This is a genomic window from Colwellia sp. BRX8-9 (assembly GCF_014077245.1).
GTDB lineage: Bacteria > Pseudomonadota > Gammaproteobacteria > Enterobacterales > Alteromonadaceae > Colwellia_A.
In genome coordinates this window covers 1-26,057 of sequence record NZ_JACGVN010000028.1, presented here as the reverse complement: position 1 = coordinate 26,057, position 26,057 = coordinate 1, and the positions used below count along the sequence as shown (strand labels likewise).

22 protein-coding genes and 1 pseudogene are annotated in these 26,057 nt (G+C 38.3%); 6 read left to right on the top strand and 17 right to left on the bottom strand.

Features of this window, described 5'->3' with window-relative positions; all coding sequences use genetic code 11:
• Positions 1 to 157: 157 nt before the first annotated feature.
• Complete coding sequence (locus H4J70_RS17925) at positions 158 to 1,810, top strand: dipeptidyl-peptidase 3 family protein (protein WP_182216962.1); 1,653 nt, start codon at positions 158 to 160, stop codon at positions 1,808 to 1,810.
• A 131-nt stretch (positions 1,811 to 1,941) separates the two neighbouring features.
• Positions 1,942 to 2,436, top strand: a complete 495-nt coding sequence (locus H4J70_RS17920) for a peroxiredoxin (RefSeq protein ID WP_182216960.1) — start codon at positions 1,942 to 1,944, stop codon at positions 2,434 to 2,436.
• A 55-nt stretch (positions 2,437 to 2,491) separates the two neighbouring features.
• Here H4J70_RS17920 and dinB read toward each other — a convergent pair whose 3' ends face one another.
• Positions 2,492 to 3,553 (bottom strand): DNA polymerase IV, encoded by a 1,062-nt coding sequence (gene dinB / locus H4J70_RS17915; protein WP_182244760.1) that lies wholly within the window; start codon positions 3,551 to 3,553, stop codon positions 2,492 to 2,494.
• A gap of 237 nt (positions 3,554 to 3,790) precedes the next feature.
• Here dinB and H4J70_RS17910 point away from each other — a divergent pair, with 237 nt between their 5' ends.
• Entirely contained in the window at positions 3,791 to 4,921 is a 1,131-nt protein-coding gene (locus tag H4J70_RS17910; protein WP_182244759.1) for a HupE/UreJ family protein, read from the top strand.
• Between the two features lie 121 nt (positions 4,922 to 5,042).
• Here H4J70_RS17910 and metH read toward each other — a convergent pair whose 3' ends face one another.
• From metH to recA, 3 genes are all read right to left on the bottom strand, one after another.
• Positions 5,043 to 8,741, bottom strand: a complete 3,699-nt coding sequence (gene metH / locus H4J70_RS17905) for a methionine synthase (RefSeq protein ID WP_182251597.1) — start codon at positions 8,739 to 8,741, stop codon at positions 5,043 to 5,045.
• 59 nt (positions 8,742 to 8,800) lie between these two features.
• On the bottom strand, positions 8,801 to 9,748 hold the full coding sequence (gene metA, locus H4J70_RS17900) for a homoserine O-succinyltransferase (RefSeq protein WP_182216953.1): 948 nt from the start codon (positions 9,746 to 9,748) through the stop codon (positions 8,801 to 8,803).
• A gap of 455 nt (positions 9,749 to 10,203) precedes the next feature.
• A complete protein-coding gene (gene recA, locus H4J70_RS17895; RefSeq protein ID WP_182216951.1) occupies positions 10,204 to 11,241 on the bottom strand; it encodes a recombinase RecA in 1,038 nt (345 codons plus the stop codon).
• Between the two features lie 337 nt (positions 11,242 to 11,578).
• Here recA and mutS point away from each other — a divergent pair, with 337 nt between their 5' ends.
• On the top strand, positions 11,579 to 14,158 hold the full coding sequence (gene mutS / locus H4J70_RS17890; protein ID WP_182216988.1) for a DNA mismatch repair protein MutS: 2,580 nt from the start codon (positions 11,579 to 11,581) through the stop codon (positions 14,156 to 14,158).
• Between the two features lie 64 nt (positions 14,159 to 14,222).
• Here mutS and rpoS read toward each other — a convergent pair whose 3' ends face one another.
• The 10 genes from rpoS to H4J70_RS17840 all read right to left on the bottom strand — a co-directional run bounded on the left by rpoS (position 14,223) and on the right by H4J70_RS17840 (position 21,661).
• Entirely contained in the window at positions 14,223 to 15,146 is a 924-nt protein-coding gene (gene rpoS / locus H4J70_RS17885; protein ID WP_182251596.1) for an RNA polymerase sigma factor RpoS, read from the bottom strand.
• 86 nt (positions 15,147 to 15,232) lie between these two features.
• Positions 15,233 to 16,093 (bottom strand): peptidoglycan DD-metalloendopeptidase family protein, encoded by an 861-nt coding sequence (locus H4J70_RS17880; protein ID WP_220465347.1) that lies wholly within the window; start codon positions 16,091 to 16,093, stop codon positions 15,233 to 15,235.
• Between the two features lie 29 nt (positions 16,094 to 16,122).
• Complete coding sequence (locus H4J70_RS17875; RefSeq protein WP_182216947.1) at positions 16,123 to 16,701, bottom strand: YqaA family protein; 579 nt, start codon at positions 16,699 to 16,701, stop codon at positions 16,123 to 16,125.
• Between the two features lie 142 nt (positions 16,702 to 16,843).
• Positions 16,844 to 17,506: a protein-L-isoaspartate(D-aspartate) O-methyltransferase gene (locus tag H4J70_RS17870; RefSeq protein WP_070374500.1), complete on the bottom strand. Its 663-nt coding sequence runs from the start codon at positions 17,504 to 17,506 to the stop codon at positions 16,844 to 16,846.
• Between the two features lie 77 nt (positions 17,507 to 17,583).
• The gene (surE, locus tag H4J70_RS17865; protein WP_182222729.1) at positions 17,584 to 18,330 is read right to left on the bottom strand and encodes a 5'/3'-nucleotidase SurE; all 747 of its coding nucleotides are present in this window, start codon (positions 18,328 to 18,330) and stop codon (positions 17,584 to 17,586) included.
• Positions 18,330 to 19,364, bottom strand: coding sequence for a tRNA pseudouridine(13) synthase TruD (gene truD / locus H4J70_RS17860; RefSeq protein ID WP_182251595.1), 1,035 nt, complete (start codon positions 19,362 to 19,364; stop codon positions 18,330 to 18,332). The genes surE and truD overlap by 1 nt, the downstream gene beginning before the upstream one ends.
• A 1-nt stretch (position 19,365) precedes the next feature.
• Positions 19,366 to 19,866, bottom strand: a complete 501-nt coding sequence (ispF, locus tag H4J70_RS17855) for a 2-C-methyl-D-erythritol 2,4-cyclodiphosphate synthase (protein WP_070374503.1) — start codon at positions 19,864 to 19,866, stop codon at positions 19,366 to 19,368.
• Positions 19,863 to 20,621, bottom strand: a complete 759-nt coding sequence (ispD, locus tag H4J70_RS17850; protein WP_182251594.1) for a 2-C-methyl-D-erythritol 4-phosphate cytidylyltransferase — start codon at positions 20,619 to 20,621, stop codon at positions 19,863 to 19,865. The genes ispF and ispD overlap by 4 nt, the downstream gene beginning before the upstream one ends.
• A 7-nt stretch (positions 20,622 to 20,628) precedes the next feature.
• Positions 20,629 to 20,931: a cell division protein FtsB gene (gene ftsB, locus H4J70_RS17845; RefSeq protein WP_070374505.1), complete on the bottom strand. Its 303-nt coding sequence runs from the start codon at positions 20,929 to 20,931 to the stop codon at positions 20,629 to 20,631.
• A 112-nt stretch (positions 20,932 to 21,043) separates the two neighbouring features.
• Positions 21,044 to 21,661 carry a hypothetical protein gene (locus tag H4J70_RS17840; RefSeq protein WP_182251593.1) on the bottom strand — a complete coding sequence of 206 codons (618 nt, stop codon included), beginning with the start codon at positions 21,659 to 21,661 and terminating at the stop codon, positions 21,044 to 21,046.
• A gap of 215 nt (positions 21,662 to 21,876) precedes the next feature.
• Here H4J70_RS17840 and H4J70_RS17835 point away from each other — a divergent pair, with 215 nt between their 5' ends.
• A complete protein-coding gene (locus tag H4J70_RS17835) occupies positions 21,877 to 22,770 on the top strand; it encodes a mechanosensitive ion channel family protein (protein ID WP_182216936.1) in 894 nt (297 codons plus the stop codon).
• Positions 22,771 to 22,988: 218 nt separating this feature from the next.
• Here the strand turns inward: H4J70_RS17835 and H4J70_RS17830 are convergent, their stop codons facing one another.
• From H4J70_RS17830 to H4J70_RS17820, 3 genes are all read right to left on the bottom strand, one after another.
• Positions 22,989 to 23,765, bottom strand: a complete 777-nt coding sequence (locus tag H4J70_RS17830) for a tetratricopeptide repeat protein (protein ID WP_182222724.1) — start codon at positions 23,763 to 23,765, stop codon at positions 22,989 to 22,991.
• Between the two features lie 99 nt (positions 23,766 to 23,864).
• Positions 23,865 to 24,821 (bottom strand): hypothetical protein, encoded by a 957-nt coding sequence (locus H4J70_RS17825; RefSeq protein WP_182222723.1) that lies wholly within the window; start codon positions 24,819 to 24,821, stop codon positions 23,865 to 23,867.
• 184 nt (positions 24,822 to 25,005) lie between these two features.
• Positions 25,006 to 25,470: a hypothetical protein gene (locus tag H4J70_RS17820; RefSeq protein ID WP_182216931.1), complete on the bottom strand. Its 465-nt coding sequence runs from the start codon at positions 25,468 to 25,470 to the stop codon at positions 25,006 to 25,008.
• Positions 25,471 to 25,774: 304 nt separating this feature from the next.
• On the opposite strand from H4J70_RS17820, the pseudogene H4J70_RS17815 reads away from it, so the two are divergent.
• A pseudogene (locus tag H4J70_RS17815) lies at positions 25,775 to 26,057 on the top strand (transposase); the annotation flags it as partial.

The following is a 26,057-nucleotide window of genomic DNA, read 5'->3' as shown; positions in this document are numbered from 1 at the left end:
GTTTTTTTTTGCCTATTATTTAATTTTTTACCCCGCCAATAAAACAAACTCACTAAAACCTGATCCCATCCCATAGATTAAGACCTTGCGCATCCTGCCATTTTTGGTAATCTCTTTGCGTTATATATACATATTCAAAAAATACGTGAGAATAAAAATGAGACTAACAAAACTCGCTACTGGCCTTTTGCTTGCCACTAGCCTATTAAGCGCTTGTAGTGAAAATAATAAACAACCACGTTCAGCGCCTACTTTATTAGCAGAAGCCAAAAGTCGTTTAGACATATATAAGCCAGTAACACTTAGTGCTGATTTGAGCCACTTGTCTGAAAACCAGAAAAAAATGATCGTATTGCTTATTGAAGCTTCAGATATTATTGATGAACTTTTCTGGCAACAGGCTTTTGGTGAAGACAAAGCAAGCTTCCTTGCTAGTATTGATGATGAAAAGGTCCGTGAATTTGCCCGTATCAATTATGGTCCTTGGGATAGATTAGATGGCGATAAACCTTTCCTTTCTGGATATCAAGCAAAAGCGGCTGGCGCAGAGTTTTACCCTAATGACTTAACCAAAGCTGAATTTGAGCAAGCAGACTTTGCTGACAAGAGTGGCTTGTATTCGGTAGTTAAGCGTACCAGCGATGGCCAATTAACGTCAGTGGCTTTTTCTGAGCTTTATAGCGATAGCATTAATCGTATTGCGGCTATATTAGAAAAAGCATCAAGCTTTGCTGATGATAAAGAATTTGCAAATTACTTAAATTTACGTGCGACAGCAATCCGTCATGATGACTTTCAAGCGTCTGATTTTGCTTGGATGGATATGAAAAACAATCCTATTGATGTCGTTATTGGCCCAATAGAAACCTACGAAGATCAGCTTTATGGTTACCGCGCTGCTTTTGAATCTTATGTGCTGATTAAAGATTTAGCCTGGAGTGAAAAGCTCGCTAAATATGCTGAATATTTACCCGAATTACAAAAAGACTTACCCGTTAAAAAAGCTTATAAAAAAGAAGTACCCGGCTCTGATGCAGACTTAAACGCATATGACGTCATTTATTATGCAGGTCATTCTAATGCCGGTAGTAAAACCATTGCGATTAATCTCCCCAATGACGAAAAAGTACAGTTAGAGAAAGGTACGCGCCGCTTACAACTTAAAAATGCGATGCAAGCCAAGTTCGATAATATTATGTTACCCATTGCTAGTACCTTAATCGTTGCTGAGCAACGTGAAAATGTAACATTCAATGCCTTCTTTGCTAATACGATGTTTCATGAGGTTGCCCATGGTTTGGGTATCAAAAATACCATTAATGATAAGGGCACAGTACGCCAATCATTAAAAGAGCATGCTTCGGCACTAGAAGAAGGTAAAGCCGATATCCTTGGGCTTTATATGATCCGCCAGTTACTCATTAAAGGCGCCATTGAAGAAGGTACATTGCAAGATTATTACACAACCTTCTTAGCGGGAATTTTCCGTTCAGTGCGCTTTGGCGCAACATCTGCTCACGGTAAAGCCAACATGGTACGGTTTAATTACTTTGCTGAGCAAGGGGCGTTTACCCGTAACTCGCAAGGGTTATACTCTGTCAACATTGATAAGATGACTGCCGCTATTGATTCGTTGTCTGAGCTTATTTTAACCTTACAAGGTAATGGTGATTATGAAGGTGTGGCTGCACTTGTTGCAAAAAGCGGTGTCATTAAAGCCGATTTAGCAGAAGACTTAGCGCGTATTGAAGCGGCTAATATTCCTGTTGATATTACCTTTAAGCAAGGTAAAAAAGTGTTAGGTTTATAACACTTTTAAATGAAGTGTCAAAAAGCCTATCAATACGATAGGCTTTTTTGTTAATAAAAAGCTCGAAATAATTTCGCCGTAATCAAGGTCTCCTAAAGTAGTTAGTCATATAAATAAAAGTAGGTTGTTTCATGAAAGCATTTTTATCAATTATTATAATATTCGTTAGCATATTGTCGTTCAACGTTAACGCCAATGACAATAAAGCCAACCAAGCCCCAGACTGGACACTAAAAACCCAAGCCGGTAAAAGCATTTCATTAGCAGACTATCAGGGCAAGCCGGTGATTTTGCATTTTTGGGCAACATGGTGTCCCTATTGTAAAAAATTGCAGCCTAAATTAGTCGAGCTAACTGAAAAGTATAAAAATACCGGCATTGAGATTGTTGCTATTAGTTTTAGTGAAGATGAAGGAGCAAAACCACAAGACTCGATTACTCAACGAGGTTATCAATTTATTACCGGTGTTGAAGGTGAAAAAGTTGCTAAGTTATATGGCGTAAAAGGTACACCAACGACATTTTTTATCAATAGAAGTGGACAAGTTGTTTTCAAATCTACTAGCTCAAATATTAACGATCCAAAATTAGAATTGGCGGTTAAAGAAATCATTAAACCCGCATAAGCACAGTAATAAAAACTAAAATACCGGTACTGACATCATATCAAGTCAGTACCGGTTATAAACTAAAACAAAGCTGCTGTGTTTCTTTGTTATTATGCTCAGCAAAACCTAGCGTTAATCCTATTAAACGTATTCCCCTAGATTGACTACGCAACAGTGCTTTTAACAGTAATTGTTTAAAGGTGTTTTCATCACAGTGGCTGCTTTGCTGCTCAACTGTTGTTTGGGTAAAGTCATTAAACTTAAGTTTAATCCCTTGCTTACTAATAACCATATGTTGATGTTTTTCTAATCTCACTAAAAGCTTCTCATATAAAAGCTCAACGGCACTTTCACACTCTTTTTCACAAGACAAGTCTTGAGAAAAAGTGGTTTCTATCGCTAATGATTTTCTAACTCTGTCGGTTTCTAATTGGCGATGATCAATACCAAAACTTCGTTGATACAATGCAGGGGCAAACTTGCCGACAATAGGTGTTAATACGGCGACAGAACTTGCTCGTATATCTGCACATGACGAGAAGCCGTAACCCAATAATTTTTGTGCTGTTTTTGGGCCAATACCCGGAATTTTTTTCAGTGGTAATTTTTCAACGAAACCACTCACGTCTGCGGGCGTAACAACACATTGACCATTAGGTTTATTTTCATCACTGGCAATTTTAGCAATAAATTTATTAGGAGCAACACCTGCCGAGGCGGTTAGATTGAGTTCATTAAAAATATCACGACGTATTTGCTCCGCAATAAGCGTCGCACTGCCGTTAAACTCTTTGTTATGGGTAACATCAAGAAAGGCTTCATCAAGCGACAATGGTTCAATCAACTGAGTGTAACGTTGAAATATCGCCCTTATTTGTGCAGAAACTTCTTGGTAAACAGCCATTCTGCCTGAAACAATAACTAGCTCAGGGCAAAGTTGCATCGCCTTAATTGCTGGCATTGCCGAGCGAACACCAAATTTTCTTGCTTGGTAATTACACGTACACAAGACGCTTCGGGGCCCTGTACCGCCGACCGCAAGTGGCACATTACGTAAAGACTCATTGTCACGCATTTCAACAGCGGCATAGAAACAGTCCATATCTATATGTATTATTTTTCGGCTTTGAGTCATGTTTTAGTCATGTCTTAATTATAGTAATCATGTTTATCAAAAGTCCCTTATTTCGTTGTGAAAAAATAAAGCATATTTTCGCTATGGGCAACTCAACCTAGACTGTATACAAACACAGTATAAACTTTTAAGTTAATAGTTCAATACTGAAATAATAATTTGACCACTGTTAATTTCATGCTAAATACGTTAATTTGTCGCTTTATTTTTTATCAATGACTAGCTGATATTACTTTTATGATTACGCGCCTTTTACAAACAACTTTTGCCCTATTACTACTTTTATCACCTGCACTAGTGAATGCTCACACCAATGAAGCTAACCAAGCAGAGCTAAAATTACTTGTAGACAATAACTACCAACTTAGTATCGATATTGATGTTTTGCATGTTATTAAAAGTCATCAAAAATCATCAGTAGATGAGGCAGATTTAATTAATCATCTAAAAAACCTCTCTTTAATTGAAATAAAGCAATTACTCTCAAAAATATTGCAAATAATAAATCAACAAAGCGCTTTTATTATTGATGAAGAAAGTGTGCTTGTTGCCCCTTTTTCAGGGCTAACGGTATTTGAATTAAAAGCAAGACTTCGCGCTGACTCACCGACTAAAACCATTAAGCTATTGTCGCAGGGTCAATTGCCACAAAAAAGTAACAACGCAGCCTTGATATTTTCGCCCATCTTAGGGGATGTCTTATTAACAGTCAGCCGTTCAGAGAAATCTTTAGTGCTATCCGGCCAGAACAGCCATCACTTTTCTATTGATGATATCAAGGGTGGTGTACGTAAACTTTCAACAGCCGAAATTAAGCTGCTTAATATTGTTGAGTATATCTATCAGGGCTTTGTACATATTCTGCCGCAAGGGCTTGATCATATTCTATTTGTGCTCGCGCTATTTTTATTAGCCACTAAGACATCGACACTGCTCTGGCAGGTAAGTGCCTTTACTCTTGCCCATACCATTACGCTAGCTTTGGGTATCTTTGGTATTATCAACCTACCTAGCAGCATTGTAGAGCCGCTTATTGCCTTATCAATTGCTTACGTGGCTATTGAGAATATTTTTTATCACAAACTAACAAAGTGGCGCTTACCCATTATCTTTGCTTTTGGTTTACTGCACGGTTTAGGGTTTGCAGCAGTACTTGTTGAACTGGGCTTACCCAAGAGTGAGTATGTCAGTAGCTTAATTTCATTTAATATTGGCGTTGAGTTGGGGCAAATAACGGTCGTTGCCTTAGCTTTATTAGCGACGCGCTGGTTTGCTAAAAAACCTCAATATAGACAATACGTGGTGATACCGTTAAGTGCGCTTATCGCCGTTATCGCTATTTATTGGTTTATCGAAAGAACCTTTTAATACACAACACAGGTCATCTCGTCGTTTAACATTGAGTAGTCAAATGAACAACGGCCTTAAACCTACTTTACAGAGATTTAAGGCCGTTGCCGTATAAACTAAATGATAATGGCTCTATTAATTACTCAGGTTCATAATCCAAGTTAGCTGACAGCCAACGCTCTGCTTGTGGCAATGTCATCCCTTTGCGAGTCGCATAATTAATCACTTGGTCTTTAGCGACTTTAGCGACCGCAAAGTATTTTGATTCTGGGTGAGCAAAGTACCAACCACTAACCGCGGCGCCAGGCCACATGGCAAAACTTGAGGTGAGCTCCATGCCGATGTTTTCTTCAACATTGAGTAGTTCCCACAACAAACCTTTTTCGGTATGTTCTGGACAGGCAGGATAACCCGGCGCAGGTCTAATACCTTGATATTTTTCACGAATTAAATCGTCATTAGCAAGCGACTCTTGTGGGGCATATCCCCAGTATTCTTTGCGAATTTTTTCATGGAGATATTCAGCACTCGCTTCTGCTAATCGGTCGGCAACAGCTTTAACTAAAATACTATTGTAGTCATCATGTTGAGCGGCGAACTCCTTCACTAGCTCGTCGCAACCATAACCTGCAGATACCGCGAAAGCACCAACATAATCTTTAATACCCGACGTTTTATCCGCGATATAATCAGCCAAACAACGGTTAAACTGCCCTGCTGGTTTTTTACTTTGTTGACGCAATTGATGCAATTTCATCAATTGCTTATCTCGGTTTTCATCTGCAAATAATATTAAATCATCTTGTTGACGATGAGCTGGAAACAGACCAAAAACCGCTTTTGCGGTTAACTTTTTACTGTTAATAATATCGTCTAATAAAGCATTAGCATCATTAAATAGATTAGTTGCTTCTTCGCCGACCACTTCGTGTCGTAAAATAAGCGGATATTTGCCTGATAACTGCCAAGTCATGAAAAATGGCGTCCAATCGATGTAGTTTCGAATGACATTTAAATCAAGATCATCAAGTACCGTAACACCAAGTTTATTGGGTATTTTAGGGGTATAGTTTTCAAAACTTATCGGCGCAGCATTGGCGCGTGCATCTTCTAATGATATTAAGCTTGAACGTGGTCCTTTTTTATAATGACGCTCTCGCACCCGCGCATATTCATCATCTTGACGCGCTAAAAATGCCGCACGTTTCTCACTATCATCTGAAAGTAAGGTACTAACGACTGAAACTGAACGTGACGCATTAGGCACATATATAACCGGATGTTGATATTGTTGCTCTATTTTAACGGCAGTATGAGCTTTTGATGTTGTCGCGCCACCAATAAGTAACGGCAAGTCAAAATTAAGACGTTTCATTTCTTTAGCAACATGCACCATTTCATCAAGTGACGGTGTTATCAAACCTGACAATCCAATCACATCGACCTTTTCGGCTTTCGCCACGCGTAAGATGTCATCACAAGAAACCATGACACCTAAATCAATAATTTCGTAGTTGTTACACTGTAAGACAACACCGACTATATTTTTACCAATATCGTGGACATCACCCTTTACTGTTGCCAGTAAGATTTTGCCGTTTGATTTTATTTCAGTTTTTTCAGCTTCAATGAATGGATTTAAATGAGCAACAGCTTGTTTCATCACTCGGGCTGATTTTACCACTTGTGGCAGAAACATTTCGCCAGCACCAAATAAATCACCAACGGTATTCATACCATCCATTAATGGTCCTTCAATAACATCAAGAGGTCGTTCAGCCACTAGCCTTGCTGCTTCAGTATCTTCGACAATAAATTCATTAATGCCTTTAACCAAAGAGTATTCTAAACGCTCTTTAATCGGTAGCTCACGCCAGGTTAAATCAGCCTTATTGTTTTTGCTCCCCGCTTGCCCACGATAAGACTCAGCCACATCAAGTAAGCGTTCTGTTGCATCGTCATCGCTATTTTGTATAACATCTTCAACAGCAAGGCGGAGATCGTCAGGAATATCTGAATAAATAGCTAACTGACCTGCATTTACAATGCCCATGTCCATACCATTTTTTATTGCGTGGTATAAAAACACCGCATGAATCGCTTCACGTACTGGGTTATTACCACGAAATGAAAATGATACGTTAGAAACACCGCCCGAAATCATCGCATGAGGCAGGTTTTCTTTTATATCGGCAACCGCTTCAATAAAATCTACCGCATAGTTATTATGCTCTTCGATACCGGTTGCTACCGCAAAAATATTGGGATCAAAGATAATGTCTTCTGCAGGAAAGCCTATTTCATTGACTAAAATTTCATAAGCACGTTTACATATTTCATACTTACGTACCCGTGTGTCTGCTTGACCTTGTTCGTCGAAGGCCATAACAATAACAGCCGCACCATAACGGCGTAATAGTTCAGCTTGTTTACGGAAGTTTTCTTCGCCCTCTTTCAAGCTGATTGAGTTAACAACCCCCTTGCCCTGAATACATTTCAAGCCTTCTTCTAAAATATCCCATTTAGAAGAATCAAGCATAATAGGCACTTTTGCGATATCTGGCTCACCAGCAATTAAATTCAAATAACGGATCATCGCCGCTTTTGAATCAAGCATGCCTTCATCCATATTTATATCTATAATTTGCGCGCCATTGGCAACTTGTTGCAGGGCAACAGCGACGGCTTGTTCGTAATTTTCTTCGGTAATTAAGCGCTTAAATACAGCAGAGCCAGTAACATTAGTTCGTTCGCCAACGTTAACAAATAATGAACTTTCCTCTATGGTTAACGCTTCAAGCCCGGACAAACGACAAGCAATTTTCCTGGCGCTAATTTCCCTAGGTTTTACATTGGCAACCGCATCCGCCATACCTTTTATATGCGCTGGCGTTGTACCACAACAGCCACCAATAATGTTAAGGAATCCCGATTCAGCCCACTCATTGACATGAACATTCATATCTTCGACGCTGAAATCGTATTCACCAAAGGCATTAGGCAAACCTGCATTAGGATGAGCTGAAACAGCAAAGTCTGATATTCGACTCAATTCTGCCACATATTGTCTTAGTTCAACCGGACCTAATGCACAGTTCAAACCAAATGAAATAGGTTTTGCGTGGCGCAATGAATTATAAAAAGCTTCGGTGGTTTGTCCTGACAATGTTCTGCCTGATGCATCAGTAATGGTACCCGAGACCATTACAGGTAAACGTAACTGTAATTCATCAAAAACAGTTTCAACCGCAAAAATAGCCGCTTTAGCATTTAAGGTATCAAAGATAGTCTCAATAAGAATAATATCTGAGCCACCTTCAATCAGTGCTTTCGTTGATTCTATGTAGGCATCTTTTAATTGATCAAAAGTCACATTTCGATAAGCAGGATCGTTAACATCGGGTGAAATAGAACATGTTCTGTTCGTTGGCCCTAAAACGCCGGCAACAAACCTTGGTTTATCAGGGTTTTTAGCGGTGAATTCATCCGCTGCTGCACGGGCTATTTGTGCCGCCGCTAAATTGATTGCCGCACTGTACGACTGCATATCGTAATCTGCCATCGCAATCGTGGTGGCATTAAAAGTATTCGTTTCAATAATATCAGCACCCGCTTCAAGGTATTCATAGTGAATAGCTTTAATTACCTCGGGTTGTGTAAGCACTAACATATCATTATTGCCTTTGACATCAAGATGCCAATCAGCAAACTGTTCACCTCGGTAATCTTGTTCTTCAAATTTATAGGCTTGGATCATCGTCCCCATAGCACCATCTAAAATAAGAATTCTTTTTTGTATTTGTTGCTCAAGACGACTAAATGATGCTGATTTTTTCATACGATTTCTCTACTTTTACTTTCAAACTTAATTTAATGACTAGATATATCCGACACTGTTTATATTTCTGCGTCTGGGTGTATTGCTTTAATATTTGTTGCATCTAGCTTGTACGGTGTGATCTGATAAACATAATAGTTTAACCAATTAGTAAATAATAAACTGGCATGACTACGCCATGAACTGTGTGGCACTTTTGTTATGTCATCATCAATATAATAATTATTGGGCATAACTGCATTAACATCAGCCTTAAGATCACGTTGAAACTCTTCATCTAGCGTGGTTGAGTCATATTCTGGATGTCCGGTTAAATAGACTTGTTGTTTATTTTTGCTCGCGACCACATAAACGCCTGCTTGTGGAGATTCAGCTATAATTTTTAATTCAGGAATTGATAGGTAATCAGACTTATCAATATATCCAAATCGTGAGTGTGGGACATTAAAAAATTCTTCAAAGCCGCGGGTAAGCTGTTCTTTTTGGTCGATGGGGCTATGCTGAAAAACACCAGATAATTTTTCTTTTCTTAAATGTCGTCGCAATCCATAGTGATGATATAGAGCGGCATGAGCAGCCCAACAAGAAAACATTGTTGAGGTGACATTTTCTTCAGCCCAATCAAATATTTCACAAATTTTATCCCAAAAAGTTACTTTCTCGTATTCCATTAACGCCAATGGTGCACCGGTTATAATTAAGCCATCGTATTGAGTATTTTTAATGTCATCAAAGAGGCGGTAAAAATTATCTAAGTGCTCTTTCGGCGTATGTTTCGATTCATTGGCGTGAATACGCACAAAATCGACATTTATTTGTAAAGGTGTATTAGACAATACCCGTAATATTTGAACTTCTGTTTCAATTTTATTAGGCATTAGATTGAGAATAGCGACTTTCATTGGGCGAATTTCTTGACTTGCCGCTCTACGCTCAGACATTACAAAAATATTTTCTTCACCTAAAATAGACAAAGCAGGTAATAAATCTGGAATTTTAATGGGCATAGCGTTTACCTAATCAAATAATGTCAAACAAGCATGAACACTTCGTTCTCTACTTTCATTTATTAACTTATATTCTGGCTACCAATCAACATACAGGTTTCGACTAACTCAAGCACTACGAATGATAACGGATATATAAATATTATCATTTTATGGTACGTGTATTTTTAGCTATGTCAACATCTAAACGTATAGACGTCTATAATGTTTTTTACGTTAATATTATTTGTCATCTATAACCCTAGCGAGTAAATATTGGTGGAACTAGCCTAATAGAGTGCTACGTAGAAAAACGGGGGGGTATTCGGGCAGTAAAGATGCTTAGGTAAAACACTATATCAGCATATTAAAGAACGATGGCATAAGAGAGCAAAGTCATTAATTAGATATAAAAAAGCCACTGTAAATACAGTGGCTTAATAATGGTTTAAACTTTTATGTTTAATGTGTAATATTTATTCTACAGCTTCTTCTTCTTTAGCTGGTTTTTCACTTGCTCTTACACTTTTAATTAACAGTAAGTCGCGTAAACGCTTATCAAGTTCTTTTGCCATTTCAGGTTTTTCTGCTAAAGATTTAGCCGCGTTTGCTTTACCTTGGCCAATACGATCGCCATTGTAGCTATACCAAGAACCGGCTTTTTCAACCATGTTATGCAAAACGCCTAAATCAATTAATTCACCTAAGCTGTTAATACCTTCGCCATATAAAATCTGAAATTCTGCTTGTTTAAAAGGAGGCGCTATTTTGTTTTTAACCACTTTTACGCGGGTTTCATTACCAATAATTTCGTCGCCTGCTTTTACAGCACCGATACGTCGAATATCTAAACGAACAGAAGCATAAAACTTAAGTGCATTACCACCCGTTGTGGTTTCAGGAGAACCAAACATTACACCAATTTTCATACGAATTTGGTTAATGAAAATAATCATGGTATTTGATTTTTTCAAGTTACCTGTCAACTTACGCATTGCTTGTGAAAGCATACGGGCTTGTAATCCCATATGAGAGTCACCCATATCGCCTTCAATTTCTGCTTTTGGTGTAAGGGCAGCAACAGAATCGACAACAATAACGTCTATAGCACCTGAACGCGTTAGCATGTCACAAATTTCCAATGCTTGCTCACCGGTATCAGGCTGAGAAACAAGTAATTCGTTAATGTTAACACCTAACTTTTCAGCATAAATAGGGTCAAGTGCATGCTCAGCATCAACAAAGGCACAAACTTTACCGTTACGCTGAGCTTCAGCAATAACTTCAAGCGTTAACGTTGTTTTACCACTTGATTCAGGACCATAAATTTCAACAACACGCCCAAGTGGCAAACCACCCGCACCGAGTGCAACATCAAGCGCCAATGAACCTGTAGAAATGGTTTCAACATCCATGGTGTTATTATCACCAAGCTTCATAATTGAGCCTTTACCAAATTGTCTTTCAATTTGACTTAATGCTGCTGCTAATGCTTTTTCTTTATCATCTTTCATGTTTGTTCCGCCGATGTTGCTAAGATTTCGTTTTGATGAAGCAAGTATACTGTATGACCGTACAGTATCAAGCTTTTTTACAACTATTTTAATTATATTATCAAAAACAAAACAAGGTGACTTATAAGTTATTGATAAAAAAAAGAATAACAAGCACCGATAACTTTTAACTATTACTCATCAAAAAGTTACTATTTATATTATCACGGTAAAATCCTTGCCTAAACTTTATCGTATTCAGTAAAAATTTTAGTTAAATAAATAGAGTCTAAATTTGCCAGTTATGACATAATTGCCACCTTACTCTTTCATTGAACTTATGAGTTACCGCATAGAAATGACCACAGCAAACTTAGACTTATCCTCACACACCCCTATGATGCGCCAGTACTTAACCATTAAAGCTGAGTTCCCTCATATTTTAATTTTTTATCGCATGGGTGACTTTTACGAGTTATTTTTTGATGATGCGAAAAAAGCATCTGATTTGCTCGATATTTCATTAACCGCTCGCGGCAAGACAGGTGGCAATGCAATACCTATGGCAGGCGTTCCCTATCATGCGGTGGAAAATTATCTAGCAAAATTAGTACAACTGGGTGAATCTGTTGCTATTTGTGAACAAATTGGTGACCCAGCAACCAGTAAAGGCCCTGTTGAACGTAAAGTTGTTAGAGTTATTACCCCAGGTACGGTGAGTGATGAAGCATTATTACTTGATAAGCATGACAATCTAATTGTTGCGGTAAGTGAAGGTAATAATAAGTCATCGCAACGCTTTGGGCTGTCTTATCTTGATATGACCAGTGGTCGCTTTGTACTGACTGAGCCAAATACCATTGAACAGTTACAAGCTGAACTACAGCGTTTATCTCCTGCTGAATTACTCTACAGTGAATCGTTCTCAGTGCCAGGGTTACTAAAAGGCTATCAAGGATTAAGAAGAAGACCTGAATGGGAGTTTGATTTAGACACAGCTACTAATTTACTAAATACACAATTTGGCACTAAAGAACTTTCTGGCTTTGGTGTTGGTGATAAATCATTAGGCTTAATGGCCGCTGGTTGTTTATTTCAATATGTAAAAGAATGTCAACGCAGTGCGCTTCCTCACATTCGAGCCATTATTTGTGAGTCTTCTGCTTCTGGTGTCATTTTAGATGCGGCAACTCGTCGTAATTTAGAACTCACGCAAAACTTACAAGGTGGCTTTGAAAATACCCTAGCATCGGTATTAGATAAGTCAGCGACACCAATGGGTTCTAGATTACTAAAACGTTGGTTACATTTTCCTTTACGTGATTTAAACATATTAACTGCACGTCAAAATGCAATTAGTGAACTATTGTCACAAGATTTAACGACTGAATTATTTAGCCAACTTAAATCTTTTGGTGATATTGAGCGTATTGTTTCTCGCATTGCCTTACGCTCTGCGCGTCCAAGAGATTTTGCTCGTTTACGTAATGCTTTAAATCAATTGCCTGAACTTCAGCAACATTTACAAACTTGTCAGCAAGCACATATCACTGAATTAGCGTCAAAAAGCTTTCCAATACCCGACTTACACGACTTATTACAGCATGCTTTAGTTGAAAACCCACCCGTTCTTATCCGTGATGGTGGCGTTATTGCCAAAGGCTATCATGAAGAACTTGATGTCTTACGTGACTTAAGTGATGGAGCAACTGAATTTCTTGCCCAACTCGAAGCGCGTGAAAAAGAACGTACCGGTATTAGTTCCTTAAAAGTAGGCTATAACAGGGTTCATGGCTTCTTTATTGAAATGAGTCGTACTGCCGCGAACGATGTACCTGATGATTATATTCGCCGACAAACCTTAAAAAATAACGAACGTTTTATTACCAATGAACTAAAGCAACACGAAGAAAAAGTGCTTAGCGCACAGAGTAAGTTTCTCGCCTTAGAAAAACGTTTATATGATGAATTGTTCGATTTAGTGTTACCTGATTTAGAAAAACTGCAATTACTTGCTCAAGCTGTCGCAGAACTAGACGTTTTAAATACCTTTGCAGAACGCGCAGAAAGCCTAAATTATGTTAAACCAAGTCTAAGCCAAAATGACGGTATTGAGATTAAAGCCGGTCGTCATCCTGTCGTTGAGTTAATGACTAGTGAGCCCTTTATTGCTAATCCTGTTACCTTAAATAATGAACGTAAGATGTTGATCATTACGGGTCCTAATATGGGCGGTAAATCAACCTATATGCGTCAAACAGCGCTCATTGTTTTATTGGCTCATATTGGTTGCTATGTCCCTGCTGATGCGGCAAACATTAGTATGGTTGATCGAATATTTACCCGTATTGGCGCTTCTGACGACCTAGCGAGTGGTCGTTCAACCTTTATGGTTGAAATGACAGAAACCGCAAACATTCTCCATAATGCAACAGAAAAAAGTTTAGTGTTACTTGATGAAATAGGCAGAGGAACCAGTACTTATGACGGTTTATCTCTTGCTTGGGCTTGCGCTGAAATGCTGGCGATTAAAACTAAAGCCTTTACTTTATTCGCTAGTCATTATTTTGAGCTAACCCTGTTAGCCGATCAGATACCAAGCTTGGTTAATGTTCATTTAGATGCGGTTGAGCATGGTGATACCATCGTCTTTATGCATACCGTTCAAGAAGGCGCTGCAAGTAAGAGCTTTGGCTTACAGGTTGCACAACTTGCCGGTGTGCCTAAGACCGTTATTCAACGGGCTAAACAACGCTTGGCTGAACTGGAAAGACAACAAGCTCCTTCTGTTATCAATGTCGAACAACAACCCTTTGAGCAACTTTCATTTATTGATAACACTCACCCCGTACTCGAGTCATTGTCATCAATTGATGTAAACGATTTAACCCCCAAACAAGCATTAGATTTATTATTTGAGTTTAAAAGTAAAATGTAGCCCTTAATAATAAGTAAAAAAAACCAGCAATTGCTGGTTTTTTGTTTTATCGAAGCTAAAATATCTACGCTTGAAACAAGGCTTCAATCGATAAGTCTTGTTGACTTAAAATATCACGTAAACGCTTAAGCGCTTCAACTTGAATTTGACGAACACGTTCACGTGTTAAACCAATTTCTACGCCAACATCTTCTAATGTTGCCGCTTCATATCCTAATAAGCCAAAACGACGGGCAAGTACTTCACGTTGCTTAGAGTTAAGTTCGTTTAACCAGTGAATAATATTATTTTTAATGTCAGATGTTTGCAAGCTACCTTCTGGACCACCACTTTTATCATCCGGGATAACATCAAGTAATACTTTATCGTTTTCACCACCGAAGGATGAATCGACTGAGGTCATACGTTCATTTAGACGCAGCATTTTAGTGACATTAGCGACTGGCACATCAAGCGCTTCAGCAATATCTTCAGCGGTAGGTTCGTGATCAAGCTTTTGTACTAATTCACGCGAAGTGCGTAAATAAATATTGAGTTCTTTAACGACATGGATAGGGAGACGAATAGTGCGTGTTTGATTCATAATGGCACGTTCGATCGTTTGACGTATCCACCATGTTGCATAAGTTGAAAAACGAAATCCTCGTTCGGGATCAAATTTTTCTACTGCGCGGATCAAGCCTAAATTACCTTCTTCAATAAGGTCAAGTAAGGGTAAACCACGATTATTATAACGACGGGAAATTTTAACAACTAAACGCAGATTACTTTCGATCATCCGTTTTCTTGAGGGTTCATCACCTTTAAGGGCAAGGCGAGAAAAGTACACTTCTTCTTCAGCGCTAAGTAATGGAGAAAATCCAATTTCGCTTAAATATAATTGAGTGGCGTCTAAATTCGATGGTACATCTTCTCTATCTTTAGATGATGATCTAGTTGATTCTTTTTTATCTACACTAGTACTTACCAATTCTTTTTCTATACTCATGCTGTATCTCCCAAGATTTAGCAAAGCCAACTATCAATGATTAAATATGCACACTAACTCCAATTTATTATTATTATTATTTGTTGTTATTTAGACAGGTACTTCATAGGGTTTACTGATTTACCACGAAAGCGAACTTCAAAATGAAGCATGACTCTTTCAGCGTCTGTATCACCCATTTTCGCTATAACCTGACCCGCTTTTACCGACTGTTGTTCTTTCACTAAGATACTATCGTTATGAGCATAAGCACTAAGGTAATCATCATTATGTTTAACAATAATTAGCTGACCGTATCCTCGTAAAGCATCTCCGGCATAAACCACCACGCCATCAGCTGTCGATTTAATCGAGTCACCACGTATACCTGCGATGTTTATTCCTTTGTTACCTTGTTTTGCTGTAGAAAAACCTTCAATAACTTTTCCTTGAGCAGGCCACAACCAATTTCTTATTTTTTGAGAAAAACTTGTGCCATTTGCAGAGGTTTTATTGTTTACTTTTTGCCCTCTTACATTTTTACCATACGCCTGCTTTTTATTTGATGCAACAGGTTTTTTTACCCTTGTTGGTATGTTACTTTTCGGCTTTTCATTGCGCGCTATATTACTAGTGGCTTGGCTCGAATTTTTAACTAAAAATAATTTTTGTCCAGGGAATATTTTGTAAGGAGATACCAGATTATTAAAAGTGGCTAAGCTACTAATATCAACATTAGCTCGCCAAGCAATAGAATATAAGGTTTCACCTTTTTTAACGATGTACTCGCGACCTTTTAAGCTATTTTTAACACGCTTACTTAATGGAACTGAGCCTTGAACATCAACAACGGGGGCCGGTTTATGGTTAGAAGAACAACTTACCACAGACAAACTAAGCACTAAAAAAACCACATAAGTGATTTTTTTAGTGCTTAATAGAGCATAATTTTCACGATTTAAAATCAAAAAACCATCCTAGTGTCGTCTGTATTGATTTAACGAAAAACAAAATAGGCCACAATAATAAGCGCAACAATTAGCCAACCCAGTATATCTACCCATTGTCTTATCTTTTGTTCCATGGCGGCCCCTCCCCAGCGAATAATACCGGCAACCAAGAAAAATCGCATTCCACGACCAATTGCTGAAGCAATTAAAAACGGCAGAAAAGCCATATGTAAGAAGCCAGCACTGACTGTGAATAATTTATAAGGGATCGGTGAAAATCCAGCAATAAAGACGACCCAAACACCCCACTGCTGAAACCACAGCACAACGGCGTCAAAAGCGTCTTGCTTACCCATAGCGGTAATTGCCGGTTGTATCCAAGGTTCAAACATATAATAACCGAGTAAATAACCAACAGAGCCTCCCAAAATTGAAGCTATCGTTGTTAATGTGGCGTAAGACCATGCTTTGTGTGGTTTAGCCAGCACCATGGGTGCTAGAAGCACATCAGGGGGAATAGGGAAAAATATAGATTCAGCAAAAGTTAATAGTGCCAACATTCTTGGCGCAAATTTATGTTCAGCAAAACGAAGTGTCCATTCATACATTTTTGAAAAAATTTTCAATTAAATCATACCTTTTTTTCAGATAATAAAGAGTGAGTAATATTGTTTAGTTTATTTATGCAAAGACTGCAATACTCTGCAGCTAATTTAGGGCTATGGCATTAACGTACCGGCACAATTTTTTATATTAAGCGATGAAAAATTAAATTAACGCCCCGGGCACAAGCGGTACAAATTTAACCATTTCAACTTGTTGTTCTTTGTACTCATCGCCATGACGAGTAATAACTTTCAGTATTTGCGTATCTGTGCCAACAGGTATCACTAAGCGCCCACCATCAGCTAACTGTTCCAGTAATGCCTTAGGCACTTCGGTTGGCGCTGCAGTAACAATAATCGCTTGAAAGGGAGACTTACTACTCCATCCTTGCCAGCCATCACCGTGCTTCATTGAGACGTTATTTAAATCTATTGATTGCAAGCGACGTTTCGCCTGCCATTGTAATGCCTTAATACGCTCGACCGAAAAAACTTTAGCGACCAATTGTGTAAGGATGGATGTTTGATAACCAGACCCTGTCCCTATTTCTAGAATGCTGTCAGGGACACCGTCCGCTAATAATAATTCTGACATTTTTGCCACTATATAAGGTTGAGAAATAGTTTGTCCCTGCCCAATAGGCAAAGCCGTATTGTCGTATGCTTTATGCGCTAAGATTTCAGGAACAAAAATATGACGAGGTGATTGAGCAATCGCTTGCAACACCCGCTGATCACGTATCCCTTCTGCGTATAATTTTTGCGCTAATAGCTCGCCGCTACGACGTGATTTACCGCTCACATTGCTCCCTACCCTTACATTCATAACCTGCTCTTTTTATTTTTTTTATTTTCAAATTAACATGTGATTTATCTAAAATTTAGCAATAACTCAACGGTAACTTAAATGATTAAGTCGCCGACCCAACGAGTGATCGATGCCAAACTATCATGGGCGGTCATATCAACAGTTAACGGGGTTATCGATGCATAACCATTGGCAATAGCATGAAAGTCTGTACCTTCGCCACAGTCTTGCTCTTGGCCTAATCGACCGTACCAATATATATCACGTTGCCATGGGTCTTGAGTTTTTTCCATCATTTCTGCTTTATGACGATTACCCAAGCGTGTCACCTTGACACCTTTTAATTCACTAAGCGGAATATCAGGGACATTAATATTGATAATTTGATCGACGGCTAATGGATGAGATTGTAAACGTTGAATAAATTTTGCCGTAACCACGGCAGCTGTTTGGTAATTTTGTTCACTTTGACCCACCAAGGAAACAGCGATTGCTGGCATTCCCATATGGCGCCCTTCTGTTGCCGCCGCGACCGTACCTGAATATAAAGTATCGTCGCCTAGGTTTGCGCCACAGTTAATACCGGCAACAACCAAATCAGGTGTAACCAGCTGACTGATACCAAGATGAACTGAATCGGTTGGCGTGCCGTTTACTGAAATGAAACCGTTGTCTAACGTTTGAATGCGTAGCGGGTTCATTAGCGTTAAAGAGTTACTGGCACCACTACAGTTTCTATCGGGTGCGACTACCGTTACCTCAGCCATTTTTACTAATTCGTCGTATAAAACTTTAATGCCTAAAGCATGAACACCGTCATCATTACTGAGTAATATTTTCATTAGTTTACCGCTCGCTCTGTCATATCTTGATAACTGATTAATTCACGTAAAATGGTGGTTGCATAACAACCAGAAGGCAAAAAGAAGCTCAATGTTATGGTGTCATCAACCGACTTTATACTGCCTTCAGTTAACGACAACCTAATTCTACGTCGTTCTTGCTTTAAACCAAACTTAGCTAAACCTTGGCAAAAGTCAGCGTAACCATCGGCAACCTGCTGCTCTAGCTGTTGTGATTCACCTTGCGACATTAATTCGCCAGCGCCCCACAGCGCAGCCGTTAGGTCGATATCTTTTTCTTGAAAGCGTTGACGAATGGTTGCGTCAATTTCATCAGCCAAAAATACCGACTGTGTACCGCTTAACATAAAAACATCACCCGTTTGTAAAGATTCAAACTGATTTTTTTCAATACGAGTACTGATTATTTGATTAAATATTTCTGAGCGAGCCGCCGATAAATACAGGCCTCGTTTCTTTTTATCTTTTACTTTCTTACCTTGAAATAACTCCAACGCTCTTTCAAGGTTGCCGCCATTAATACCAAAGCGTTGTTCACCAAAGTAGTTAGGCACACCAAATTGGCTAACCGCAGCCCAGCGGCGTAAGACATCATCGGTATTACTGACATTACGTAACACTAATTCGAAGCGATTACCTGACAACGCTCCGATGCGTAACTTTTTGTTATGACGTTGTTGGGAAATAACTTCAACACCTTCAATGGCTAAGTCACTTAAATCATAAATCGCTTTGCCTGGTAGGTGAATACCGAACCACTGCTCGGTAACAGCAAATCTGTCTTTTAAGCCGGCATAAGATACTAAGCCTTCTTTTACCTTAAAGTATTTAGCCAACTCTCGGGCAACAACCAGCGTATTGGCGCCAGTTTTTCTCAGGTGAATAAATAAATGTTCGCCTTCGCCGCAAGGTTCAAAAGGTAATTTTTCAAAGACCTTAAAATCAGACATTTCACTACGAAGTTGGCCAGTTGCATTCGGTTGGGTATATAAATATTGTAATGACTTGCTCATTTTATTGATTATTCTCTATAACGGCTGCAGAAGATTTTGTCAGTAAGACCACAGCGTGAACAGCCACACCTTCTTTACGACCTGCATAACCTAACTTTTCAGTCGTGGTTGCTTTTACATTCACTTGATCTAGCTCTGCTTGTAAGTCTTCACTTAAGCAAGTACGCATCGCCAATAAATGTGGCGCTATTTTAGGGGCTTGTGCAACGATAGTAATATCGGCATTACCGAGTTGATAGCCTTTTTCAATCATTAAACCAACCACATGCTTTAATAAAATTCGACTATCGATATTTTCATACTGACCATCTGTATCGGGAAAGTGATTACCAATATCGGCTAAGCAAAGCGCACCCAATATTGCGTCACACAAAGCGTGAATAGCAACATCACCATCCGAGTGAGCAATAAAGCCTTGCGGATAATCTATTTCTACACCGGCTAAAACAATAGGGCCTTTGCCACCAAATTTGTGTACATCAAAGCCGTGACCTATTCTCATGGTGTTTCCTGTAATGTTGGTTTTTGTTGCTGTTGTTTTTGCTTAGCTAAGAAAAAAGCGGCTAAAGCGAGATCATCTGGATGAGTAATTTTTATATTTTCACTGCTTGCCGAAACTAACAGACTAGGTAAATTAGCCCGTTCAATTGCTGATGATTCATCAGTGAGTTCAGCTCCCTGATTAAGGCCATTAATAATCGCTGCTTTTAATTCTCGCACGGGAAACATTTGTGGTGTTAGCGCGTGCCATAAATGCTCTCGCGCTACCGTTGATAAAACTTGCTGACCATTTAACGTACTCAAAACCGATCGTTTCATGGTGTCTCGCACCGGTGCAGCTAATAATCCGCCCACTTCTTTTGCTAGGCAACGAGCAATTAACGTTGAAATATCATCATGAGTAACACAAGGTCTCGCGGCATCATGCACCAAGACCCAAGAATAGTGATCAGGGTCAATCGCTGTTAATCCAGCCAGTACTGAATCAACTCGTTCTTTGCCACCAATAACCGTTTCAACCTGAGCATTATTGATCAATGAAGTTTGTGGGTAATATTCATCATTTGCACTAAGCGCGATAATGACTTTATTTATCGACGGATGACTTAACAGGCGTTCAATGGTGTGTTCTAAAATCGTTTTATTATCAATAGTTAAATATTGCTTAGGGCAATTTGCCTGCATACGTTTACCTGCACCCGCGGCAGGGACAACAGCAATAAATTGTTGAGTGAGCTCTGTTGGATTAATTAGCATAACGTTGTTATTCCGGGTCTATTTGCATGGTGTTTTTTTCAGAGGGTATTAAACGAAAGAATGTTTCGTTTTCTTTTATCATCCCTAACTCATTTCTAGCGCGCTCTTCAATAGCTTCAACGCCTGATTTTAAATCGTCGGTATCAGCATATAATAATTTATTACGTTGTTTGAGCTTGTCATTGTCTGCTACTTGACGTTGAACTTCTTGTTCCAAAGCTAGATAGTCAGGCACACTATTTTTCCCGAACCATAGTCGGTATTGTAATAACATCAAAAAAACCAGTAATAGTACGGTTATAGCGCGCATAAAAACCTAATGTAAAGCCTAAAATTTAGTCAGAGAAGTACCAGTACGGTTGCCATTATAAATGGGTGTTTGCTGGTGTAAACATTATTAACGCATTTATAATTTTTAAAAATTAAATTGCTAACGATTGCTTAAAGTTACGCCAGTTAATGGCGCAAGATAATAACAACTCACGCAAACTCGGTGTTAAAGGGTTTGCTCGATGGGCATTTAACCAACAATGGCCACTACAAGCTGCCGTCATCACTTTCTTATTCGGTTTGAGTAACTGCCCTATTGCCTGGTTTTGTTCAAGCTCGCTTAAAGAGAACCAACCATGAAGATTGGTTCGAAAACGCTGTTGCTCAAGATCAATTCTGTCAATAGAGTCTAATAATATCGTGGAATCTTTGGCAATAGGCACCACTAGGCCATGATGCAACGTTGCCGATAAATACCACTGCTTTACTGACTCGCTGTCTTGACCATTTAATGGCATCTGTACACCTTGTTTAGCTGACCAAGTTGCATTTTGCACATCAAGCTTTAGGGGTGTTTGCACCTGTAACATGGAATTTGCCGTACGCTTGATATAATGAGGTAAACTTTTTAATCGCCCCTGCATCAATGAGGCTGATAAAAGAGGATCTATACTCAACTGCCCCAACTCTCTTTCATATAGCGCATTACAAAGCTCAGCAAAATCAGCTGATTGATAGTCCCTTTGCCATATTGAGGTTTGTTCATTCATGAATAATTGAGTGCTTTTTAATACGTTACTGGGTAGAATTCAACCTGAAGTTTAAGCATAACCTATTGGGTGAAAAAGATAAAATAAAGCGATAGTCTTTATTTATGGCTATTACCATGCATATTATTAGCTTTACCGCCCTTAACATTAACCAATAGCGCTATGCTGTTAATTGAACTCCACATAATCTAACACCGAAAACTCATGGAAAATATATGTTTGAAAAAGTAGCAAGTGAAAGCCCAGTAGCAGAAAAAACACTCTCTCTAGCACCAACCGATTTATTACGACAAGAAATAGATCAGGTCAGTTATATTTATAATATCATTGTTGATTTTTTTGCTAATTATACCTTCCAATTAATTGGCGCCTTCATCATTTTCGCGCTCGGTTATATCGTCGCAGGCAAAATATCCAATGTTGTATTGAGACTATGTACAAAACATAAACTTGATATCACCTTAAGTCAGTTTTTGGCCAGTACCACCAAAATGCTTATCGTCATTATGATAACCGTTATCTCGCTAAGTAAATTAGGCATTAGTGTTACGCCATTTATAGCTGCCATTGGTGCCATTTCTCTTGGCGCAGGTTTAGCCTTACAAGGTTTATTAGCTAACTATGCCGCTGGTTTTAATATTATTATTATTCGCCCCTTCGTGGTTGGTGATACCATAACGGTGCGCGGTGTTACCGGCATAGTCAAAGAAGTTCTTCTGGCTTATACCATAATTCATGACCAAGACAGTGTTGCGATCACCATACCGAACAAACATATTGTTGGCGAGATATTACACAATTCTAAACATGACTCATTATTAGAGTTAACGGTGGGTATCGCCTATAAAGAAGACCCACTGCAAGTGGTTACTATTTTAGAAAAAACGATAGATGAACTCAATATCGTTGGAGAATCACGCGAACCACAAATTGGTATTAGCGAGTTTGCTGACAGCTCTATCAATATTTCGATACGCTTATGGACACCCACGGCTAATTATTATGATGCTAAATTTAAAGCCTACAAAGCAATTTACTTAGCCCTGAAAGAAAACAATATCGAGATCCCATTCCCACAACGCGATGTTCATTTAATCTCACAAGCTTAGTATAATGGTTAGATAAGTCTTACTTTCCAGCATAAATTTAACGCATAAAAAAACCACTCATTGAGTGGTTTTTTTTTCGAGGAAAATTGTAGCTGCGGATAATGTTCGAAACTAGCACTCGTTAAATGATGATTGAGTCTTAATGGACATTCTTGCCACAAACATGACCTAATGCAGAAATAAAAAAGCAGCCATTAGGGGACTGTAGGATGTCTGAGCTATTTGCTATTTTCTTTTGCTATTCTTTCTAGGTAGTTCTTTTTCATTTCATTCAATCCATCGATAAATTCTTGAGATTTATACCCATTTTTTTTAGCTTTTTCAAGCCATGAATGAGCAAGATTAAACTCAATATCCCCTCTTTTGTCACTCCACCGATGAGCATACATTTTACCTAGCCAGTACATCGCAGAAGAATCATTCTCTTTAGCTGCTCGTTCTAGAAGATTTTTTGATTTTTCTGAAAATGTATCAAGCACAAAGAGAAATATTCCATAAACTCTAATAGCGAGTACATCATTCTCTTTAATTGATTGTTCATACCAATATACAGCTAGTTTTTCATTTTTACTTTTTTCTGCATCATCATCCGCGTCTACAGCTCTATTTGCATAATTATTGGCCGTAAGGAGTTGCGCTTTTATATGACCACTATTAGCCGCTCCAAGAAGCCAAGTAAGAGCAACATCACTATTCTTTTCCCGCATTGTTCCTGTTTGATACATGGAACCAATAGTAAATTGTGCTCCAGCATGTCCTGCTTGTCCTGCTTTAGTTATAAAACTAAACGCTTCACGAAGGCTATTATCTAATTTAGGCCGATTGTTCTTGGCAAAATGCCAAATTTCATATTGGCTGTCTACATCACCATCAACAGCTTTAGCTTTTAATTTTTGATATGTAATGAGTAAATCAGAGTGACTTGGGTCTTTTATTTCTTTTGATACTGCACCCATGCTTAATAATAAAATGGCGACGTATAATATAGCTTTCATAATTCCCTTATATCCTAACTTCCGCTGTTCATTCTTTACAGACCATAACAATATCAGTTTTTTACGTCAAAATAGTGCAAGAAGTGGAAGTAAAAGACATTAAACTTCAGCTCTAGCTTTCATAAGTTTTAATAAGGATGTATGAAAATCCCTAAAAATAAATTCCCCCCAAATTCTAGAATACACACCAAAGTTAGTATTATCCTGAACGGTTGTAGAGAGAATTAATTCACTCTTCCCATTTTCTAGATGGTTTATTTTATAAAACCCAGTTAAAGGAGAGAAGTAATCACCACCCAATTTGACGTGCTTATCTAAAGAAGTATCAGGAATAGTGTCGGGGTCTATTTCAAAACGGTATGACATTTTCTCGTTAATGCTCCATTCTGTAATAACTTCATTAAATTTCACATTTTTCTCCCAAATACTAGTTCTAACACTACCCACATTAGCTCCTGACATTTTTGCGGAAACAGGGGCTGGGACTCCCATTAACTGTGTAAATGAAAATGGTAATTCATCTTTATCTATATGGTTAACATTGCCAAGTTCACCCCAAACATGTGAAGGTGATGCATCAATTATAATTGTATTTTCAATAGTATAAACATTTGATAGTTGGAGGTAATTTATTTCAACAGGAGCAATTATAAGTGGAATTAATGCGACACAAGATAAAGTACCCGGCTTATTCTTGAAGTGTTTTAATCCGTAACCTGCTGTTAAGCCTCCTAGACTGGAAAAGAACATAAATGCAGGTAATGCAATTAATACACAAATACTACCTTCTAATAAAGTTACTATACTTGCTAATAAGAAAACAAATATAGGCTGCCAAGCTATTACAGTCATCTCTCCTGCTGTTAGTTCATCTTTAACTTTATATTCGAAATAGATACGTATAAAGCCAATGACAAATGGCACTATAAACATAAATGAAATGGTAACTAATCCGCCAAAACCATTAAGCTGGTCTAATTCCCAAATAACTCTAATGATAACTCCATAGGCAACACCTAATAAGATACCAACATGCTTTGGTGAAATGTTTTTCATTTTATACTCTATTGATTCTCTGAAAATATATGATGATAATTATGGAGTACGACAGTCCGCTAATCGCTCTAACCTGTTGGTGAGCCATTGATAACATTGCGATATATTACTGATTTACTCAAGAGTGACATAGAGAGACAGTTAGTTATCTGAAATAAGAAACGATACCTCTCATATTCAGAAGTTAACTATATTGGCTAATAGTCCTCAAAGCCTTTATGTTTTTATGATTTAGTTTTTCATATTGAGAGTGCTTAATAAACTTTGGACCAATCCAACCATCCTCATGCGTAAAAGCCATGCTCCACGCCAGATTTGTTGGGTAAATATGGAAATCTAAGAGCTTACTGTTATTTTCGGGCTTGTTTCTAGTAATGTAAACCACTTGATCGTCATGACCGAAACAATCTTCCATCACAACATATTTAGGTGAATTATGAGTGTTATAAAGATCTAAAGCTTCTTCTCTGTCATGTTCACACTTTAGCAAATCCCACATATAAGTTTTACCGCGTAAAATACCTTTAAAAGATGTCTTCTCAGAATGAAAAATAGAAAGCCACTCATGAGCTATTCTCAAGGCTTTTTCACCTTCAACAATTTCATAGTTTTCAATATCTAATTCTTCAATAAGGTTTATATGCTTCATTTATGGGTACTTTATTCTACTTCCGCTATTCGCTCTAGATAGACATTAACTTTTTCAGTGCATTAACGTCAAATCAGTACCAACTGCGGTCAGTCATTTTCTCCTGTATTGGTGTATGGTTCATTTTTATTCATTAGTGCAGTTAACTTAAAGTAAGCCTCTAACACACTGGAGCTAAGCTTTGGCAATTGAAAACCATCTCCATTATTCATAATGCCGCTAATTAAGCCACCCATAATAACTTGTTTGTTTTTTCAACAATAAACTACACTTAATTTACCCTCTTATAAGTGTGGTGATTATTATGCCCAAGCCTCGTTCACAACAAATTAGTTTATCTGATACGCCGTATTATCATATTTGCAGTCAAACCGTTCGCAAAGCCTTTTTATGTGGTATTGATAAAGAAACCGGTATCAGTTATGAGCACAGGCGTCATTGGATTGAACAACGCATTTTTACATTATCTCAGGTGTTTGCTATTGATATTTGTGCTCACGCTGTCATGAATAATCACTTACATTTAGTCCTTCATGTTGATAGTGAAAAAGCTAACAACTGGACGACGCTAGAGGTACTGTCCCGTT

Excerpts from the sequence above, each read along its gene's own strand:
- H4J70_RS17925 (WP_182216962.1), top strand. The coding sequence starts at position 158 with ATGAGACTAACAAAACTCGCTACTGGCCTTTTGCTTGCCACTAGCCTA.
- H4J70_RS17920 (WP_182216960.1), top strand. The coding sequence starts at position 1,942 with ATGAAAGCATTTTTATCAATTATTATAATATTCGTTAGCATATTGTCG.
- dinB (WP_182244760.1), bottom strand. The coding sequence starts at position 3,553 with ATGACTCAAAGCCGAAAAATAATACATATAGATATGGACTGTTTCTAT.
- H4J70_RS17910 (WP_182244759.1), top strand. The coding sequence starts at position 3,791 with ATGATTACGCGCCTTTTACAAACAACTTTTGCCCTATTACTACTTTTA.
- metH (WP_182251597.1), bottom strand. The coding sequence starts at position 8,741 with ATGAAAAAATCAGCATCATTTAGTCGTCTTGAGCAACAAATACAAAAA.
- metA (WP_182216953.1), bottom strand. The coding sequence starts at position 9,748 with ATGCCCATTAAAATTCCAGATTTATTACCTGCTTTGTCTATTTTAGGT.
- recA (WP_182216951.1), bottom strand. The coding sequence starts at position 11,241 with ATGAAAGATGATAAAGAAAAAGCATTAGCAGCAGCATTAAGTCAAATT.
- mutS (WP_182216988.1), top strand. The coding sequence starts at position 11,579 with ATGACCACAGCAAACTTAGACTTATCCTCACACACCCCTATGATGCGC.
- rpoS (WP_182251596.1), bottom strand. The coding sequence starts at position 15,146 with ATGAGTATAGAAAAAGAATTGGTAAGTACTAGTGTAGATAAAAAAGAA.
- H4J70_RS17870 (WP_070374500.1), bottom strand. The coding sequence starts at position 17,506 with ATGAATGTAAGGGTAGGGAGCAATGTGAGCGGTAAATCACGTCGTAGC.
- surE (WP_182222729.1), bottom strand. The coding sequence starts at position 18,330 with ATGAAAATATTACTCAGTAATGATGACGGTGTTCATGCTTTAGGCATT.
- truD (WP_182251595.1), bottom strand. The coding sequence starts at position 19,364 with ATGAGCAAGTCATTACAATATTTATATACCCAACCGAATGCAACTGGC.
- ispF (WP_070374503.1), bottom strand. The coding sequence starts at position 19,866 with ATGAGAATAGGTCACGGCTTTGATGTACACAAATTTGGTGGCAAAGGC.
- ispD (WP_182251594.1), bottom strand. The coding sequence starts at position 20,621 with ATGCTAATTAATCCAACAGAGCTCACTCAACAATTTATTGCTGTTGTC.
- ftsB (WP_070374505.1), bottom strand. The coding sequence starts at position 20,931 with ATGCGCGCTATAACCGTACTATTACTGGTTTTTTTGATGTTATTACAA.
- H4J70_RS17840 (WP_182251593.1), bottom strand. The coding sequence starts at position 21,661 with ATGAATGAACAAACCTCAATATGGCAAAGGGACTATCAATCAGCTGAT.
- H4J70_RS17835 (WP_182216936.1), top strand. The coding sequence starts at position 21,877 with ATGTTTGAAAAAGTAGCAAGTGAAAGCCCAGTAGCAGAAAAAACACTC.
- H4J70_RS17830 (WP_182222724.1), bottom strand. The coding sequence starts at position 23,765 with ATGAAAGCTATATTATACGTCGCCATTTTATTATTAAGCATGGGTGCA.
- H4J70_RS17825 (WP_182222723.1), bottom strand. The coding sequence starts at position 24,821 with ATGAAAAACATTTCACCAAAGCATGTTGGTATCTTATTAGGTGTTGCC.
- H4J70_RS17820 (WP_182216931.1), bottom strand. The coding sequence starts at position 25,470 with ATGAAGCATATAAACCTTATTGAAGAATTAGATATTGAAAACTATGAA.